Genomic DNA, 17,134 nt, shown 5'->3' with positions numbered 1-17,134 from the left:
TGTGACGACGGGTATGCCCGAGGGGCGGCCCCGTCAGGGAGCCGCCCCGCACCGTCTGCGGCAGCACACGGCTGCCGCGCGGAAGATCAACGCACACCGGGACCCTGTCGCCCGACCGGGCGGCGGGTCGGGTTCTCTACGCCGCTTCCTTGGCCTTCGAGGCGTACATGTCCACGTACTCCTGCCCGGACAACCGCATGACCTCGGTCATCACCGAGTCGGTCACCGCCCGCAGCACGTACCGGTCCCGGTCCATGCCCTCGTAGCGGGAGAACTCCATCGCCTCACCGAACCGCACGGTCACCCGGTGCGGTCGGGGCAGGCCCGCGCCCCCCGGCTGGATCTTGTCCGTGCCGATCATCGCGAACGGCACGACGGGCGCGCCGGTCATCAGGGTCAGCCGGGCGATACCCGTACGCCCCCGGTACAGACGCCCGTCGGGCGACCTCGTGCCCTCGGGGTAGATGCCGAACACCTTGCCCTCGTCGAGGACGCGACGCCCGGTCATCAGCGCGGCGACACCCCCGCGCCCTCCGTCGCGGTCGACGGGGATCATGCCGACGCCGGTGAAGAACCACGCCATCAGCCGCCCCTTGAGGCCCTTGCCGGTGACGTACTCGTCCTTGCCGATGAAGCAGACCTGCCGGTCGCAGACCAGCGGCAGGATCATCGAGTCGATGAAGGTCAGATGGTTGCCGGCGAGGATCACCGGGCCGTCCCCCGGAATGTGCTCCGCACCCTCCACCCGGGGGCGGAACATCAGGCGCATGATCGGTCCGAGCACTGCCTTGATGAGCGCGAAGCGGGACAACGGGCCCTCCCATGTCAAGCGTTCCGGAACAAGTCTGTGCAGGTGAGGACGATACTCCCGCGTCCGAGGCCCGCGCACATCGGCTTCACCGAGTGGATACGCACTGTTGACATAGCTTTACCTGCGGTATCGCCCGGATGGCGGGTCGTCACCGCCCCGGACCGTGTGACGGACATCGCGCCCCGCGTCCGACACCCCGTCAAATTCCGCCACTCGTACGACACGAGGCGTCACCCGTGTGTTCGGTCCCAGGTCTCCCACCGGTCACCTCAGGGCACCTACGATCAACCCGGTTTGACAGGTGCAGGGCACAGCGGTGGGAGGAGCCGACATGGGGACGCAGGAGTCGCGTCAGTCGCAGGACCCGAGCGGGCAGGGGCGCGGGACGGGCAGGCGGGCGCTGCTCGGGGCCGCGGTGCTCGGCGCGGGCGGAGCCGTCCTCGGGCTGCCGGGAACGGCGGGGGCCGAGGAGGCGAAGGTGGCCGGCACGTCGTCGCACGGCGGCTACCGGAGCCTGCCGGTGCCGACGATCATCGCGCACCGTGGGGCCAGCGGCTACCGGCCGGAGCACACGCTCGGCTCGTACCAGCTCGCCCTCGACATGGGCGCGCACGTCATCGAGCAGGACCTCGTACCCACCAAGGACGGCCACCTGGTGTGCCGTCACGAGAACGACATCACCGGCACCACCGACGTGGCGTCCCACACCGAGTTCGCCGACCGGAAGACCACGAAGGTCGTCGACGGCGTCTCCTACACCGGCTGGTTCACCGAGGACTTCACCCTCGCCGAACTGAAGACCCTGCGCGCCAAGGAGCGCATCCCCGGCACCCGGCAGGAGAACACGCTCTACGACGGCCGCTGGGAGATCCCCACCTTCGAGGAGGTCCTGCGCTGGGCCGAGAAGGAGGGCAGGAAGCGCGGCCGGCGGATCTGGCTGCACGTCGAGACCAAGCACCCCACCTACTTCCGCAAGCTGGGCCTCGGCCTGGAGGAACCGCTCGCCAAGCTGCTGCGCAAGTACGACCGCCACCGCAAGAACGCGCCGGTGTTCCTCCAGTCGTTCGAGCCGAGCAGCATCCAGCGCCTCGACCGCCTGGTGGACAGCCCTCTCGTCGTCCTGCTGTCCGGCGCCGCCACCCGCCCCTGGGACTTCGTCGAGGCCGGAGACCCGCGGACCGTCGCCGACCTGGTCAAGCCCGAGGGACTGGCCTGGATCGCCTCCTACGCCAACGGCATCGGCCCCACCCTCGACCTGATCATCCCGCGCGACTCCGGCGGCAGGCTCACCACGCCGACCACGCTCGTCGCGGACGCGCACGCCAAGGGCCTGATCCTGCACCCCTACACCATGCGCAACGAGAACAGCTTCCTGCCCGCCGACTTTCGCAAGGGCACCGACGCCAACGCCTACGGCGATGCCTTCGGCGCGTTCAAGGTGTACTTCGACACCGGCATCGACGGCATCTTCACCGACAACACGGACACGGGCCTGCTGGCGCACGCGGACTTCGTGGGCGACTGACCCGCGCCCCCGCGCCCCCTCCCGCTCCGACGCGCCCCGCGTCAACGGAGGCGCCGCATGCCCCGATTGGGGTGACACTCCGCCGCCCCGGCAACCCTCCGCCGGGGCGGCGGCGTCCCGGCGCATATGACACCCGACATGCTCACCACCCTCCGCCCCCTGCTCGTCGCGGAGGCGTCGGCCGAGGCGTACGCCGCCGGCGCCGAGGCGGGGGACCTGGAGCAGGCGGTCTGGCTGCGTCTGCTGGAACGGCTCGACGCCGACGGCCCGCCGACCGATCCCGAGAGCTGGCTGCGCAGCGCCGTCCGCTTCGAGGCCCGCCTCAGCCGCCGGACGGCCCGAGCCGAACAGCCCTACAAGGCGGAGCCCGTGGACGTCCACGCGCCCGGTCCGGAACAGCAGGCGCTCACCGCGGCCCGCCGCCGGGCCCTGTACGCCGCCGTCCGCCGACTCCCCGGCCGCTGCCCCCGGCTGCTCGCGGCCCTGCTGTCACCACGGGACCTCACCTATCGCGAGATCGCGGGCGAGTTGGGTATCTCACAGGGCAGCCTCGGTCCGGAACGTTCCAGATGCCTGGGTTGTCTTCGGCGAATGCTGACGACGGAGGTTGCGGCACGCGAACCGCGGGGATAGGAGTGGGGGACAACAGGTGAGCAGGTGAGCGGGAGGCGTGCACACATGGGCATGAGCGTGACCATCTCGGTGGCGACCGAGCAGGACGCCGAGCAGATCTTCAGGCTGCAGTACCTGTGCTTCCAGAGCGAGGCGGCGCTGTACGGCAACTACCGCATCGATCCGCTCGTCCAGAGCCTCGACTCGGTCCGCGCGGAGGTCACCTCGGACTGTGTGTTCGTGGCCCGCCTCGGCGACGAGGTGGTCGGCTCCGTACGCGGCGCCCTCGACGAGGACGGTGCCGCCTCCATCGGCAAGCTCTGCGTCCACCCCCGCCTCCAGGGCCACGGCATCGGCGCCCGACTGCTCCGAGCGGCCGAGTCGGCCCTCGCGGAGGAGCGCGGCGCCACCAAGTTCCGCCTCAGCACCGGTCATCGCAGCGAGGGCAACCTCCGGCTGTACCGCCGGGTGGGCTACGAGGCGGTGGGCACCAGCCAGGGACGCGACGGCGTACCGATGGTGATCCTGGAGAAGCCGGCCCAGGCGTACGTGGCCACGGCCTGACGCACGTCAGGCGGCGTCCTTCTGCCGCGCGCTCTCGCGCAGCCAGTACATCGCGGTGATCGGCAGGATCACCGGGATGAACAGATAGCCGATCCCGTAGTCCGACCACACCGTCTTGTCGGGGAACGCCGACGGCTCGACCAGCGTCCACGTCCCCACGATCAGCACGCCCGCCAGCTCGACGGCGCAGCACACCCGCGCCGCCTTCCGGGCGAACTCCCCGCCCCGCACCAGCGAGTACGTGATGAAGCCGTACACGACACCCGCGACCGCGGAGAGCGAGTAGGCGAGTGGCGCGTGCTCGAACTCGGTGGAGATCTGCACGACGGACCGCGACACCGCGCCGACGACCATCACGCCGTACAGCCAGACGAGCAGCATCCCGGGCCCGCTGATGAGGCGGGCCCGCTTCCTCTCCCTCGGCTCGTCGTTCAGGTCGTCGTTCAGTTCGTCGTTCATTTCGCGCGGGGTGCCGTCCGTGGCCGTCACCTCAGCCTCCCCAGATGTCGTAGAGCCGTACCTGAAGCACCGCGAGCACCACACCGCCGGCCGCGACGGTCACGCTGCCCCAGCGGGTGCGCTCCGCCAGGGACATGAACCCCGCCACCGGGACGCAGGCGAAGGAGCCGAGCAGATAGGAGACGAAGATCGTGGTGCCCTGCTCGGGCTTCTCGCCGCGCGCCAGCAGCACGACCCCGACCACCAGCTGCACCAGGGTCAGCACCGTCACCACGGCCATGCCGATGAAGTGCCAGTCCTTGGTCGGCTGGTCCCGATACGCGGCCCAGCCGCACCACGCGGCGAGCAGAAGCGCGGCGACGGCGGTCGCCACCGTCAGGGCAACAAGCATGCCGCGACCCTATTACGGCGAAAAACACCCGCCGCGCCCGGCCCCGCGCGAGAACGCGTCTCCGCCGGGCGCCGTGGCCTTCACCACAGTCAGCGGTGCCCAGGGAGTGGACAGCACGCGCTTGACCTGCTTCTCCGCCGACCTGAGCTGTCCGTAATGCGGACAGCCGTCTCTCGCCCCCGGTATACGTCTGCTTTACTGATCTCATGACCACGACGAGCTGCCGCATCTGTGCGACCGAGGCGACCATGACGCCCGGTGCTCGTTGTATGTGTCGAATGTGCGCCTTCTAGAGGGCCCCCGCACCACCCCTTGAGTCTCGCGCCCCGAAGCGAGCACCTGTGGCACGTCCGTACGCCGCACGCCGTACGTGACCTTGATGCCCCGCGCACACCTTTGTCTCCCGTACCCGGGCACATCCACGCCCGCGTACTCGACAGTGATGGAAACCCAGTGATCACCACATCGGGCCTCACCAAGGTCTACCGCGGCCGTGGCCGCGAGGTCACCGCCCTCGACGGAGTCGACCTGCACGTACGCGAGGGCGAGGTGTACGGCGTCATCGGCCAGTCCGGCGCCGGCAAGTCCTCGCTGATCCGCTGCGTCAACCTCCTCGAACGCCCCACCTCCGGCACCGTCACGGTCGACGGCCAGGACCTCACCGCCCTCGCGGGCCGCGGCCCCCGCGCCGGCCGGGAGCTGCGCCGGGCGCGCAGCCGCATCGGCATGGTCTTCCAGCACTTCAACCTGCTGTCCACGCGCACCGTCCAGGACAACGTCGAGCTGCCGCTGGAGATCCTCGGCACCTCCGGCAGGGAGCGCTCCCGCAAGGCCCTGGAACTGCTCGACCTCGTCGGCCTCGCCGACAAGGCCAAGGCGTACCCGGCCCAGCTCTCCGGCGGCCAGAAGCAGCGCGTCGGCATCGCCCGCGCCCTGGCCGGCGACCCGAAGGTCCTCCTCTCCGACGAGGCCACCAGCGCCCTCGACCCGGAGACCACCCGCTCGATCCTGACGCTGCTGCGCGACCTCAACCGGCAGCTCGGCCTGACCGTCCTGCTCATCACGCACGAGATGGACGTCGTGAAGTCGATCTGCGACTCGGCCGCCCTCATGGAGAAGGGCCGCGTCGTCGAGTCCGGCACCGTCAGCGAACTCCTCGCCACCCCCGGCTCCGAGCTGGCCTCCGCGCTCTTCCCGGTCACCGGCGAGGCGTCCGGCGACGACCGCACCGTCCTCGACGTCACCTTCCAGGGCGAGGCGGCCACCCAGCCGGTCATCTCCCAGCTGTCCCGCACCTACAACATCGACATCTCGATCCTCGGCGCCGCCATCGACACCGTCGGCGGCCTCCAGATCGGCCGGATGCGCATCGAGCTGCCCGGCCGCTACGAGGACAACGTCGTCCCCATCGGGTTCCTGCGCGAACAGGGACTCCAGATCGACGTGCTCGGCCGCGCCGGCCAGGAGTCCGTACTCGCGAAGGAAGGTGCCAAGTGAACTGGACCGAGACGCGGCCCCTGCTGGAGCAGGCGTGTTGGGACACCCTCTACATGGTCGGCTGGTCCACACTGATCGCGGTCGTCGGCGGACTCCCGCTCGGCCTGCTGCTCGTCCTCACCGAGCGCGGCGGGCTCCTGCAGAACGTCCTCGCCAACAAGGTCGTCGGGCAGATCGTGAACATAGCCCGCTCGATGCCCTTCATCATCCTCATGGTCGCCCTCATGGGCTTCACCCGCTGGATCACCGGCTCGACCATCGGCCGTGAGGCCGCGATCGTGCCGCTCGCCATCGGCGCCATCCCGTTCTTCGCGCGCCTCGTCGAGACGGCCGTCCGCGAAGTGGACCACGGGCTCGTCGAAGCCGTGCAGGCCATGGGCGGCAACACCTGGACCGTGGTCCGCAAGGTCCTCGTCCCGGAAGCGCTGCCCTCGCTGATCTCCTCCGCGACCACGACCGTCGTCGCCCTCATCGGCTACTCCGCCATGGCCGGCACCGTCGGCGCCGGCGGCCTCGGCGACATCGCCATCCGGTACGGCTACCAGCGCTTCGAGACCGACCTCATGTGGATCACCGTGGCGGTCCTGGCGGTCGTCATCTCCGTCATCCAGTTCGCCGGCGACTACGCGGCCCGCGCCCTCCACCGCCGCGGCGGCCGCTCGGGAGCCGCCCCGAGGCTCCGGCTGCTGAAGGCCGAGGCCGCCGCCCCCGAGGTCACCAAGGTCTGACCTCCACGTACCTCTCCCGGCACCCGCAGACTTCCCGTCCCACCCATGACGGGACAGCTCCACCCAAAAGGAAAGGCACTTTTCGTGCGTAACACCGCAAAGCTCACCACCGCCGTCCTCGCCGCCGGAGCCCTCACCTTCGGGCTCACCGCCTGCGGCTCCGGCGCGGCCGACACCGCGTCCGACACCAGCGGACCGCTCGTCGTCGCCGCCAGCCCCACCCCGCACGCCGAGATCCTCACCTTCGTCAAGGACAACCTGGCGAAGAAGGCCGGGCTGGACCTGGAGGTCAAGGAGTTCACCGACTACGTCCTGCCGAACACGGCCACCGAGGACGGCTCCGTGGACGCCAACTACTTCCAGAACCAGCCCTACCTCGACGACTTCAACAAGAAGCAGGGCACCCACATCGTGCCCGTCGTCACCGTGCACCTGGAGCCGCTCGGCCTCTACTCCGCCAAGGTCAAGAGCAAGGACGACCTGAAGACCGGCGCCACCGTCGCCGTCCCGAACGACACGGTCAATGAGGCAAGGGCGCTCAAGCTCCTCGACGCCGCCGGGATCATCACGCTCAAGGACGGCGCCGACAACGCGGCGACCCCCGCCGACATCGCCGAGAACCCGAAGAAGCTGAAGTTCAAGGAGCTGGAGGCGGCCCAGACCCCGCGCTCCCTGGAGGACGTCGACGCGGCCGTCATCAACGGCAACTACGCCATCGAGGCCGACCTGTCGCCCGCCGACGACGCCCTCGCCGTGGAGCCCGCCAAGGGCAACCCGAACGGCAACTTCCTCGCCGTGAAGGAGGGCAACGAGGACGACCCGCGCGTGAAGAAGCTCGCGAAGCTCCTCACCTCCCCCGAGGTGAAGAAGTTCATCGAGGAGAAGTGGAGCAACGGCTCGGTCATCCCGTCCTTCTGAGCCGTCCCGTCGAATCGGCGGCACGTATACGGCGTATCGCCACGCATGGGGTCCGCTCCCTCACAGGGAGTGGGCCCCGTGGTGCGATTCAGTGCTTTCATGCTGCATGCTGGGCAGTTCAGCAGCCCCCCAAGGTTTTCGAAGGTTACGGAGCGGCGCATGACGAGCACCTTTCCCGACATCTCCATCAGCACGGAGCGGTTGGTCCTGCGCCCGTTCGACGAGGACGACGTCCAGGCGCTCACCGAGATGATGAACGACGAGCAGGTGATGGCCTGGACCGACGTCCAGCAACCCTTCACCGAGGCCGGCGCCCGCACCTGGATCACCGAGTACGCGCCCGCCGAACGCACCTCCGGCCGCGGCCTCGACCTCGCCGTCACCGAGTTCCTCACCCAGCGCCTCGTCGGCGTCATCCAGCTGACCGGCACGAACTGGCACGTCCGGTCCACCGAACTGTCGTACGTCGTCGCCCCCTGGGCACGCGGTGAGGGCTACGCCTCCGAAGCGGCCCTCGCCACCGCCCAATGGCTGTTCCGCGAGCAGAAGTTCGAACGGATCGAGCTGCGCACCGCCGCCGACAACACCGCCTCCCAGCAGGTCGCGCAGAAGATCGGCTGTATCAGCGAGGGCGTCCTGCGCAACGCCTGTATAGCGCGCGCCCGCACCCCCGAGGACGGCTGGACCGAGGTCCGCACCGACTACATCGTGTGGAGCCTCCTCCCGGAGGACATCGAGGGCGTCAGCGAGGAACTCGCCGACAGCGGCGGTTTCGGCGCGTACTCGGACTGGAACTGAACCACCCACGGGCGCACAACGGCCGCAGCCCGGCCACCGGACCCCGCCCCGTCACCAGGTACGCTCACGGGACCCCGTGCGGGCTTCCCTGACGAGCTGCGAAAACCTTCTGGAGACTGACGACGATGGCCGACCGGGTCACGGTGATCGGCTGGGACGGCTCCCCCCTGACCGCCGCGGCGCGCTCCGCCCTCGCCGCCGCCACACTCGTCGCCGGCGCCGCCCACCATCTGGCCCTGCCCGAAGTGCCCCCGGCCGCCGAACGCATCCGGCTCGGCAGCGTCGCCCTAGCCGCCCGCCGCATCGCCGCCCACCGCGGCACCGCCGTGGTCCTCGCCGACGGCGATCCCGGCTTCTTCGGCGTCGTCCGCACGCTCCGGGCCCCCGAGTTCGGCCTGGAGGTCGAGGTCGTCCCGGGTGTCTCCTCCGTGGCCGCCGCCTTCGCCCGCGCCGGAATGCCCTGGGACGACGCACAGGTGGTCGTCGCGCACCGCCGCACGCTCAGGCGCGCGGTGAACGTGTGCCGCGCCCACACCAAGGTCGCCGTGCTCACCTCACCCGGCGCCGGCCCCGCCGAACTCGGCCTGCTCCTCGAAGGGGTGCACCGCACCTTCGTGATCTGCGAGGAACTCGGCACCGAACGCGAACGCGTCACCGTCGTCACCTCCGAAAAGGCCGCCGACCACACCTGGCGCGACCCCAACCTCGTCATCGTCATCGGCCCGGCGGGCACCACCGAGGACGGCGGCTGGATCGCCGGCCGCGACCCCGGCGCCGGACCCCGCGGCTGGTCCCTGCCCGCCGACGTCTACGGCGGCGCCCTGGGCGAGGGGGAGGGCGAGCTGCTGCGCTCGGCCCAACTGGCCCGCCTCGGACCGCGCGTGGGTGACCTCGTGTGGGACATCGGATCCGGCAGCGGGGCCTTCGCCACCGAGGCGGCCCGCTGCGGCGCCGGTGTCATCGCCGTCGACCGCGACCCCGGGGCCTGCGGCCGGACGACCCTCGCCGCCCGCCGCTTCGGCGTACAGCTCCAGGTGGTCCACGGCATCGCCCCGCACATCCTGGAGAACCTCCCCGAACCCGACGTCGTACGCGTCGGCGGCGGGGGAGCGGCGGTGGTCTCCGCCGTCGCCGACCGGCGCCCCCGGTGCATCGTCACCCACGCCCTCACCCGCCCCGCCGCCGAGCGCGTCGGCCGCGACCTGACCGAGCACGGCTACGACGTTCGGTGCGAGTTCGTCCAGTCCGTCGAACTCGACACGAGGGCCTGGACGGAGCGGGAACGGAGCGTCGCGTTCCTGCTCAGCGGGACTTTGCCCGATCGTTCCCAGTGATCCGGTTGTCGTACCGGCGCGGTAGGCTGGCCGACTGTCGTACCGCACTCCGGCACCCGATACTTCGTCGGTCAATGTCCGGAAAGCGCGCCCGTTTTGAGGGCGTGTGTGGTACGGCGGAACCGGAGGACGCGCAACGTGGCGCAGTCCACAGTGGACCGTCGCCGATCAAGCTGTCGCGACGGCGGGACGACCGCGACAATGGCCGTTGAACGGTTTCACCGAATGGCTTTGTCGACATGCAGGCGGGTCGTCACGTGCCGCTGGGCACGCACGCTCGTTCTCCACATGTGGAACGGTCGGTGCGCCGTTCCGGGCCAGCTGGCATAGAGGCACTAACCGATGGGCGAGGGGTACGCATGACCGACACCGGCCAGGTCCCGGGCGAGGGGCAGCCGGAGAGCGCAGGCATGGTGGAACAGCCGGGCGTCGCCGCGCCGGGTGCGTACACCTACCTCTCCGAGACCCCCGTCGAGGACGACGAGCTGCTGCTGCCGGGTGCCCAGGGCGCATGGGGCAACGAAGTGCCCCCGCCCGCCCCCGAACCCGTCGTCCAGGTCGTCCACGAGCCCGGCCCGCACGAGACGTCCGGCCGGGACAGCGGCTCGATCGACCTGGGAGCGGTACGCCACCCCGTCGCCACCGCGGTGCCGCAGCCGCCGGTGGCCCGCCGACCGCTGCACCTCGGCCCGCCCACCCCGGACGCCTCCGCCAGCCCGGTCCGCTCCCTCGCCGACCGCGGCCCCGCCGGAGCCCCCGTCCCGCCCTCCGCCGTACGCCACCCCGGTCCGCCCACCTCCGGGCCCGAGTACCTCGACGTGCCCCCGCAAGGCGTGACCCCGTGGGGCACCCCTGCGCCCGCGGCCGTGACGACGCAGCCCGCGCCCGTCGCCCAGGGGCAGGCTGCAGAAACGGTCGTTCCGCAGGAGGCGCAGCCCGGCGCCGCCACGGAGGCGGAGCAGGACGCCGAAGCCCTCCATGACGCCCAGGACGCCGCCTACGCCCAGGCCCAGGAAGCCGCGGTCGCCCAGTTCGCCACCGGTCAGGTGCAGGTCGCGGAGGCCGTCGCCCAGGCCACCGCCCCGCAGCCGACCGAGGTGCCGGTCGTCCCCGAGGTCGCGGAGGCCCAGCCGGTCGAGGTGGTGGCTGTGCCGGAGGCTGCGGAGGCCCAGCCGGCGGGGGAGGCTGCCGAGGTTCACCCCGTCGCCGAGTCGGCTGAGGCCCAGCCGGTCGTCGAGGCCGCCGAGGCCCAGGCGGTCGTCGAGGCTCAACCTGTCGTGGAGGAGGTGCCTGCCGCCGAGGCGGAGACGGGTGCCCCCGCCGCTGACGCCCAGGCGGTGGCTGAGCCCGCCACCGACGCTCAGCTTGTGGCGGAACACGCCACCGACGCGCAGTTTGTGGCGGAACCCGCCGCCGACGCACCCCAGAGCCCCGAGCCCGCCGAGTCGGCACCGGACGCGCAGGCACCGGAGGAGCTCGCCGCCGTCGCTCCGGGCGCTGCCGAGTCGGCCGCCGCCGGGACTCCCACCGAGTCCGCCCTCGACGCCCTGGTCGCCCGCGAGGCCCAGGCCCCGGAGGCCACGCCGTTCCCGCCCGCCGCGCAGGGCCCGGAGCCCATCCAGGCCCAGGCGCCCGTCGACGCCCAGGACGTCTCCCCGGTCCCGCAGCAGAACGAGGACGCCGCCCAGCCGATCGACGCCCCCGCCCCGCCGCAGGCCGAGTCCGGTGCCGCCGCACCGCAGGCCGCGCCGGACGACGCCGCCGAGCCGGTCGCCGAGACCTCCGCCCCCGAGGCGGCGCCCGTTGCCCCCGAGGCACAGACGGCGCCCACGGCTCCGGTCGCCGAGACGGCCGCCCCCGCCGAGGAGCAGCCGTCTCCTGCCGCCGAGGGCGAGCAGCCCGCGGCCGACGCGTCGGCCGAGCAGACCGCCGGTGAGGCCTCGCCCGCCGAGGACGCGCAACCGCTGCCCGAGGCGCCCAACGCCCAGGGCGCCGTGCGGCCGGGGGAACCGCAGGAGGGGCAGGAGCCGCAGGCGGCCGAGGCCCCGGCAGCGGCAACCGAGAAGCCGCGGTCGGCCGACACCGCCGAGCCGGTCGCTGCCGAGGCCGCAGCCGCCCCCGCCGAGCCCCAGCCTGACGAGCCCTCGGCAGCGGAGCCCGCACAGGCCGAGCAGTCGGCTGCCGTCGCGGAGAAGCCCGCCGCCGAGCAGGCCGCCGCCCGGGAAACCGCCGAGGAGGCACCGACCCCGGAGTCCGGGCAGTCCGAGCCCGAGTCCGAGCACCCGCAGCCCCCTGCACAGGGCCCTCAGGCCACCGAGCCGGTCGCCCCCGCCGCGGACGCCGCCGAGCAGGCCCCCGAGATGGCCGCCCCTCCGTCGCAGACCGAGCCGGAGGCCGAAGACGTAACCGTGGAAACGCGGGAGCCGGACCAGCACGACGAGGCCGTTCCCGCCGAGCCCGTCACCGTCGAGGGGTCCGCCGTCGAGGGGTCCGCCGTCGAGGAGCCGCCCGCCGACGAGTCTGCCGTCGCGCAGCCCGCCGAGCCGGTCGCCGCCACGGCCGCCGAGGCCCCCGCGCAGCCCACCGGCCCGGTCGTCGCCGACGCCGTGGCCGCCGAGGCCCCCGTGGCCGTGACGCCCTCCCCGCTCGACGCGCCCCAGGGCGCCGTCCTCCAGCCCTCGGCGGGGACCCCGGCCGACGCCCCGCACGCCGCCGACGCGGCCCAGGCGCCCGGCACCGAGCAGCCGATGGGTGAGTTCGTGCCGGTGGACGGCTCGGTGCCGACCACCCCGCACCTGGCCACGCCCCCGCCCCAGGGCATGGTCGTACCGCCGCTGTCCGCCGACGACCGGTCGACGCCCGCCACCGCGGCGGCGCCCGGCGAGACCGCCGCTGACGAGGCACCGGAGCAGGAGCCGCAGGCGGAACCCGTCGCCACGGTCCCCGCCCCCCGCGACTCCGAGGCCGAGACGATCGTCGTACCGCAGCCGGTCGCCGCCGCGGCCCCGGAGCGTCCCGACGTCACCCAGAACGCGGAGGACCTGGACACCAGGGCCGCCGACCAGGAGGACGGCGAGGAGGCCGAGGCAGTGGAAGCAGCCGACGAGAGCGTGGCCGCGGTGGACGAGGTGTCCGAGGAGGCAGACGCGGGGCAGCCCGCCGGCCCGGCCGCGCCGCCCTACGACGACGCCGAGCGCGAGGCCGTCCTCAAGGTCATGCGCGAGCGCCGCGACATCCGCAACGGCTTCCGCGGCGACCCCATCCCGCACGACGTCCTGCTCCGCGTCCTCGAGGCCGCGCACACGGCGCCGTCCGTGGGCCACTCCCAGCCGTGGGACTTCGTCGTCATCCGCTCCGCCGAGACCCGCCGGACCATGCACGAACTGGCCCAGCGTCAGCGTGAGGCGTACGCCAAGTCGCTGCCCAAGGGCCGGGCGAAGCAGTTCAAGGAACTGAAGATCGAGGCCATCCTCGACACCCCGGTGAACATCGTGGTCACCGCCGACCCGACGCGCGGCGGTCGGCACACCCTGGGCCGCCACACCCAGCCGCAGATGGCCCCGTACTCCTCGGCCCTCGCCGTCGAGAACCTCTGGCTCGCGGCCCGCGCCGAGGGCCTCGGCGTCGGCTGGGTCAGCTTCTTCGACGAGCGCGAGATGGTCCGCGCCCTCGGCCTGCCCGAGCACCTGGAGGTCGTGGCGTACCTGTGCGTCGGGTACGTCGACGAGTTCCCGGCGGAGCCCGAGCTGATGCAGGCGGGCTGGGCCAAGCGCCGCCCGCTGTCCTGGGTCGTCCACGAGGAGACGTACGGCCGTCGCGCCCTGCCCGGGGCGGAGCCGCACGACCTGCTCGCCGAGACCGTCGCCGGGATCCGCCCGCTGGACGCCAAGGCGCTGGGCGAGGCGTGGGAGCGGCAGAAGCGCATGACCAAGCCGGCCGGCGCGCTCGGCATGCTGGAGATCATCTCCGCGCAGCTGTCGGGCCTGTCCCGCCAGTGCCCGCCGCCCATCCCGGAGCCCGCGGCCGTCGCGATCTTCGCCGGTGACCACGGCGTCCACGCCCAGGGCGTCACCCCCTGGCCGCAGGAGGTCACGGGCCAGATGGTCGCCAACTTCCTCGGCGGGGGAGCGGTCTGCAACGCCTTCGCCAACCAGGTGGGCGCCGAGGTGTGCGTCGTGGACGTGGGGGTGGCGAGCGACCTGCCCGCGACCCCCGGTCTGCTGCCGCGCAAGGTGCGCGCCGGTACGTCCGACATGACCACCGGTCCCGCGATGACCCGCGAGGAGGCCAAGAAGGCCATCGAGGTCGGCATCGAGACGGCCCGCGATCTGGTCGCCGCCGGGAACAAGGCCCTGCTCACGGGTGAGATGGGCATCGCCAACACCACGGCGTCCGCCGCCCTCATCTCGGTCTTCACCGGCGCCGACCCCGTCGAGGTCACCGGCCGGGGCACCGGCATCAACGACGAGACCCTCGCCCGCAAGACCGAGGTCGTCCGCCGGGCCATCGAGCTGCACCAGCCGGACCCGGCCGACCCCATCGGCGTGCTGGCCGCGATCGGCGGCTTCGAACACGCCGCGATCGTCGGTCTGCTCCTCGGCGGCGCCTCCCTGCGTACGCCGGTGATCCTCGACGGTGTCAGCGCCGGCGCCGCCGCCCTGGTCGCCCGCGCCATCGCCCCCGAGGTCCTCGCCGCGTGCATCGCGGGCCACCGCAGCGCCGAACCGGGCCATGTGGCGGCCCTGAAGAAGCTCGGCCTCCGTCCCCTGGTCGACCTCGACCTTCGCCTCGGCGAGGGCACCGGCGCCCTCCTGGCCCTGCCGGTCGTCCAGAGCGCGGCGAGGGCGATGCACGAGGTGGCGACCTTCGACTCGGCGGGCGTCACCGAGAAGTAGAGACCTGCCGCCGGGGCTGAACGGAAAGGGGCGGGGCCGGGGAGAGATATCCCACCCCGCCCCCGCCACGCCCTCGCCCGCGCAATAAAATCGCACGTCAGGGGCCGCTCCAACGCCGCAGGGGCTCCGTCCCGCACCGCCGCCACCAGAGGAGCCGCACCCTCATGGCCGAACATCCCGCCTACCCCGTGGGCCTCCGCCTCACCGGCCGCAAGGTCGTCGTCCTCGGCGGCGGCCAGGTGGCCCAGCGTCGTCTGCCCGCCCTGATCGCCGCGGGCGGCGACATCCTCCTCGTCTCCCCGACGGCCACCCCCTCGGTGGAGGCCATGGTCGACGCCGGTGAACTGACCTGGGAGAAGCGGCCCTACGCGGAGGGCGACCTCGCTGACGCCTGGTACGCCCTCATCGCGACCAGCGACACCGAGGCGAACACCCTGGCCTCGGCGGAGGCGGAGCGGCACCGCGTGTGGTGCGTCCGCTCCGACGACGCCGACGCGGCCACCGCCTGGACCCCGGCCACCGGGACCAGCGAGGGCGTCACCATCGCCGTCCTCACCAGCGACGCCAGGGGCCGCGACCCCCGCCACACCGCCGCGATCCGCGACGCCGTGGTCGAGGGCCTCCGCGACGGCACCCTGGTCGCCCCGCACCATCGCACCCGTACCCCCGGAGTCGCCCTCGTCGGCGGCGGGCCCGGCGACCCGGACCTGATCACCGTGCGGGGCCGCCGTCTCCTCGCCGAGGCCGACGTGGTCATCACCGACCACCTCGGCCCGCGCGACCTGCTCGCGGAACTGCCGCAGAGCGTCGAGGTGATCGACGCGGCGAAGCTGCCGTACGGCCGGTTCATGGCTCAGGAGGCCATCAACGACGCCCTGATCGAGCACGCGCGGAAGGGCAGGTCGGTCGTCCGCCTCAAGGGCGGCGACCCGTTCGTCTACGGCCGCGGCATGGAGGAGGTCCAGGCACTGGCCGAGGCGGGCATCCCCTGCACGGTCGTCCCCGGCATCTCCAGCTCGATCTCGGTCCCGGGCGCCGCCGGCATCCCCGTCACCCACCGGGGCGTGGCCCATGAGTTCACCGTGGTCAGCGGGCACATCGCCCCCGACGACGAGCGCTCCCTGGTCGACTGGCCTGCCCTGGCGAGGCTCACCGGAACGCTGGTGATCCTCATGGGCGTCGGCACGATCGGCAGGGTCGCCGAGACGCTGATCGCGCACGGCAAGTCCCCCGACACGCCCGTCGCCCTGGTCCAGGAGGGCACCACCGCGGCGCAGCGCCGGGTCGACGCCACCCTCGCGACGGTCGCCGAGACGGTCGTCGCCGAGGAGATCAAGCCGCCGGCGGTCATCGTCATCGGCGAGGTCGTGACCGTGGGCCCGAACCCCAGCAAGTAACCGCGGGTAACCCAACCCGTACCGAGCCGTTGGCACCACACCCAGGACAAGGCAGTATCACCCTGTGGCCGAACTCATCACCGTCGAGGACCCCGCCGACCCGCGCCTGCGTGACTACACGGGCCTGACCGACGTCGAACTGCGCCGCAGACGCGAACCCGCCGAGGGCCTGTTCATCGCCGAGGGCGAGAAGGTCATCCGTCGGGCCAAGGACGCCGGGTACGAGATGCGCTCGATGTTGCTCTCCGCCAAGTGGGTCGACGTCATGCGCGATGTCATCGACGAGCTCCCCGCCCCCGTCTACGCGGTCAGCCCGGAGCTCGCCGAGCAGGTCACCGGCTACCACGTGCACCGCGGCGCCCTCGCCTCCATGCAGCGCAGACCGCTGCCGACGGCGGTGGACCTGCTGGGCTCCGCCCGCCGCGTCGTGATCATGGAGTCGGTCAACGACCACACCAACATCGGTGCGATCTTCCGCTCGGCCGCCGCCCTCGGCATGGACGCGGTCCTGCTCTCCCCGGACTGCGCCGACCCGCTCTACCGCCGCAGCGTCAAGGTCTCCATGGGCGCGGTCTTCTCCGTGCCGTACGCGCGCCTGGACGCCTGGCCGAGGGGTCTCGACGCGGTACGCGACGCCGGCTTCACCCTGCTCGCCCTGACCCCGGACGAGAAGGCGAAGTCCCTCGACGAGGCGGCCCCGCACAGGATGGAGCGTGTCGCCCTGATGCTCGGCGCCGAGGGCGACGGCCTCTCCACCAAGGCGTTGATGGCCGCCGACGAATGGGTCCGCATCCCCATGGCACACGGCGTCGACTCCCTCAACGTGGGCGCGGCGGCGGCCGTGGCGTTCTACGCGGTGGCGACGGGCCGACCGCAGGCGTGACGGCGCGGCCGGGCGGCTGCGACCAACCACCGGCACGCGGGGCCGCGCTGTACGAAGCGGTCGCGGCCCCGAACCAGTCCGTCCCCGGGGGCCGCGCGACGGTCAGTCGCCGTCCGGCTCCAGGACCGTCCGCTCGTGCCGCACCTCGTCCACGCCGAGTCCGCGCGCCGGACCCTGACACCCCTGGGCCGCGGCGATGCCGAGTGCCGCCAGCAGCGTCACCACGACGAACACCACGAGCCGCTGACGCAGCAGCCGCGGATTGGCGGGCCTGCGCCCGGTGCCGTTGGTGCGGGGGCCCGGACGTCCGGCGCCGCTGCGG

General features: G+C 72.5%; 14 protein-coding genes and 1 pseudogene. 11 read left to right on the top strand and 4 right to left on the bottom strand.

The genetic code is table 11. The features are described 5' to 3' along the window. Window positions 1-136 precede the first annotated feature (136 nt). Window positions 137-811 carry a lysophospholipid acyltransferase family protein gene (locus SMA5143A_RS09950; RefSeq protein WP_107462521.1) on the bottom strand — a complete coding sequence of 225 codons (675 nt, stop codon included), beginning with the start codon at window positions 809-811 and terminating at the stop codon, window positions 137-139. 331 nt (window positions 812-1,142) lie between these two features. Here SMA5143A_RS09950 and SMA5143A_RS09945 point away from each other — a divergent pair, with 331 nt between their 5' ends. From SMA5143A_RS09945 to SMA5143A_RS09935, 3 genes are all read left to right on the top strand, one after another. Further along, window positions 1,143-2,336 (top strand): glycerophosphodiester phosphodiesterase, encoded by a 1,194-nt coding sequence (locus SMA5143A_RS09945; protein ID WP_107462520.1) that lies wholly within the window; start codon window positions 1,143-1,145, stop codon window positions 2,334-2,336. A gap of 126 nt (window positions 2,337-2,462) precedes the next feature. Further along, on the top strand, window positions 2,463-2,969 hold the full coding sequence (locus SMA5143A_RS09940) for an RNA polymerase sigma factor (protein ID WP_107462519.1): 507 nt from the start codon (window positions 2,463-2,465) through the stop codon (window positions 2,967-2,969). 45 nt (window positions 2,970-3,014) lie between these two features. Continuing rightward, window positions 3,015-3,512, top strand: a complete 498-nt coding sequence (locus tag SMA5143A_RS09935; RefSeq protein ID WP_107462518.1) for a GNAT family N-acetyltransferase — start codon at window positions 3,015-3,017, stop codon at window positions 3,510-3,512. A 6-nt stretch (window positions 3,513-3,518) separates the two neighbouring features. On the opposite strand, the gene SMA5143A_RS09930 is transcribed toward SMA5143A_RS09935, so the two are convergent. Together SMA5143A_RS09930 and SMA5143A_RS09925 are read right to left on the bottom strand one after the other, a co-directional pair. Further along, window positions 3,519-3,971, bottom strand: coding sequence for a hypothetical protein (locus tag SMA5143A_RS09930; protein ID WP_107462586.1), 453 nt, complete (start codon window positions 3,969-3,971; stop codon window positions 3,519-3,521). Window positions 3,972-4,002: 31 nt separating this feature from the next. Then, window positions 4,003-4,362: a hypothetical protein gene (locus SMA5143A_RS09925; RefSeq protein WP_107462517.1), complete on the bottom strand. Its 360-nt coding sequence runs from the start codon at window positions 4,360-4,362 to the stop codon at window positions 4,003-4,005. Between the two features lie 453 nt (window positions 4,363-4,815). On the opposite strand from SMA5143A_RS09925, the gene SMA5143A_RS09920 reads away from it, so the two are divergent. The 8 genes from SMA5143A_RS09920 to SMA5143A_RS09885 all read left to right on the top strand — a co-directional run bounded on the left by SMA5143A_RS09920 (window position 4,816) and on the right by SMA5143A_RS09885 (window position 16,812). Beyond that, the gene (locus tag SMA5143A_RS09920) at window positions 4,816-5,859 is read left to right on the top strand and encodes a methionine ABC transporter ATP-binding protein (protein ID WP_107462516.1); all 1,044 of its coding nucleotides are present in this window, start codon (window positions 4,816-4,818) and stop codon (window positions 5,857-5,859) included. A gap of 53 nt (window positions 5,860-5,912) precedes the next feature. After that, window positions 5,913-6,587 carry a methionine ABC transporter permease gene (locus SMA5143A_RS09915; protein ID WP_375136473.1) on the top strand — a complete coding sequence of 225 codons (675 nt, stop codon included), beginning with the start codon at window positions 5,913-5,915 and terminating at the stop codon, window positions 6,585-6,587. A gap of 84 nt (window positions 6,588-6,671) precedes the next feature. After that, window positions 6,672-7,505 carry a MetQ/NlpA family ABC transporter substrate-binding protein gene (locus tag SMA5143A_RS09910; protein ID WP_107462514.1) on the top strand — a complete coding sequence of 278 codons (834 nt, stop codon included), beginning with the start codon at window positions 6,672-6,674 and terminating at the stop codon, window positions 7,503-7,505. 159 nt (window positions 7,506-7,664) lie between these two features. Further along, window positions 7,665-8,303 (top strand): GNAT family N-acetyltransferase, encoded by a 639-nt coding sequence (locus SMA5143A_RS09905; RefSeq protein ID WP_107462513.1) that lies wholly within the window; start codon window positions 7,665-7,667, stop codon window positions 8,301-8,303. A gap of 125 nt (window positions 8,304-8,428) precedes the next feature. Then, a complete protein-coding gene (gene cbiE / locus SMA5143A_RS09900; RefSeq protein ID WP_107462512.1) occupies window positions 8,429-9,637 on the top strand; it encodes a precorrin-6y C5,15-methyltransferase (decarboxylating) subunit CbiE in 1,209 nt (402 codons plus the stop codon). 359 nt (window positions 9,638-9,996) lie between these two features. Further along, on the top strand, window positions 9,997-14,532 hold the full coding sequence (cobT, locus tag SMA5143A_RS09895; protein WP_107462511.1) for a nicotinate-nucleotide--dimethylbenzimidazole phosphoribosyltransferase: 4,536 nt from the start codon (window positions 9,997-9,999) through the stop codon (window positions 14,530-14,532). 164 nt (window positions 14,533-14,696) lie between these two features. Next, window positions 14,697-15,929, top strand: coding sequence for a uroporphyrinogen-III C-methyltransferase (cobA, locus tag SMA5143A_RS09890; RefSeq protein ID WP_107462510.1), 1,233 nt, complete (start codon window positions 14,697-14,699; stop codon window positions 15,927-15,929). Window positions 15,930-15,993: 64 nt separating this feature from the next. Further along, window positions 15,994-16,812 (top strand): TrmH family RNA methyltransferase, encoded by an 819-nt coding sequence (locus SMA5143A_RS09885; RefSeq protein ID WP_107462509.1) that lies wholly within the window; start codon window positions 15,994-15,996, stop codon window positions 16,810-16,812. Between the two features lie 102 nt (window positions 16,813-16,914). On the opposite strand, the pseudogene SMA5143A_RS09880 reads toward SMA5143A_RS09885, so the two are convergent. Continuing rightward, a pseudogene (locus SMA5143A_RS09880) lies at window positions 16,915-17,134 on the bottom strand (serine/threonine protein kinase); the annotation flags it as partial.

Source organism: Streptomyces sp. MA5143a, from assembly GCF_900290235.1.
Taxonomy (GTDB): Bacteria; Actinomycetota; Actinomycetes; order Streptomycetales; family Streptomycetaceae; genus Streptomyces.
This window is presented reverse-complemented; position numbering and strand designations above follow the sequence as displayed.

What these genes read in the sequence shown, in the direction of transcription:
- SMA5143A_RS09945 (WP_107462520.1), top strand. Translation starts at nt 1,143, where the DNA reads ATGGGGACGCAGGAGTCGCGTCAGTCGCAGGACCCGAGCGGGCAGGGG.
- SMA5143A_RS09940 (WP_107462519.1), top strand. Translation starts at nt 2,463, where the DNA reads ATGACACCCGACATGCTCACCACCCTCCGCCCCCTGCTCGTCGCGGAG.
- SMA5143A_RS09935 (WP_107462518.1), top strand. Translation starts at nt 3,015, where the DNA reads ATGGGCATGAGCGTGACCATCTCGGTGGCGACCGAGCAGGACGCCGAG.
- SMA5143A_RS09930 (WP_107462586.1), bottom strand. Translation starts at nt 3,971, where the DNA reads ATGAACGACGAACTGAACGACGACCTGAACGACGAGCCGAGGGAGAGG.
- SMA5143A_RS09925 (WP_107462517.1), bottom strand. Translation starts at nt 4,362, where the DNA reads ATGCTTGTTGCCCTGACGGTGGCGACCGCCGTCGCCGCGCTTCTGCTC.
- SMA5143A_RS09915 (WP_375136473.1), top strand. Translation starts at nt 5,913, where the DNA reads ATGGTCGGCTGGTCCACACTGATCGCGGTCGTCGGCGGACTCCCGCTC.
- SMA5143A_RS09905 (WP_107462513.1), top strand. Translation starts at nt 7,665, where the DNA reads ATGACGAGCACCTTTCCCGACATCTCCATCAGCACGGAGCGGTTGGTC.
- cbiE (WP_107462512.1), top strand. Translation starts at nt 8,429, where the DNA reads ATGGCCGACCGGGTCACGGTGATCGGCTGGGACGGCTCCCCCCTGACC.
- cobT (WP_107462511.1), top strand. Translation starts at nt 9,997, where the DNA reads ATGACCGACACCGGCCAGGTCCCGGGCGAGGGGCAGCCGGAGAGCGCA.
- cobA (WP_107462510.1), top strand. Translation starts at nt 14,697, where the DNA reads ATGGCCGAACATCCCGCCTACCCCGTGGGCCTCCGCCTCACCGGCCGC.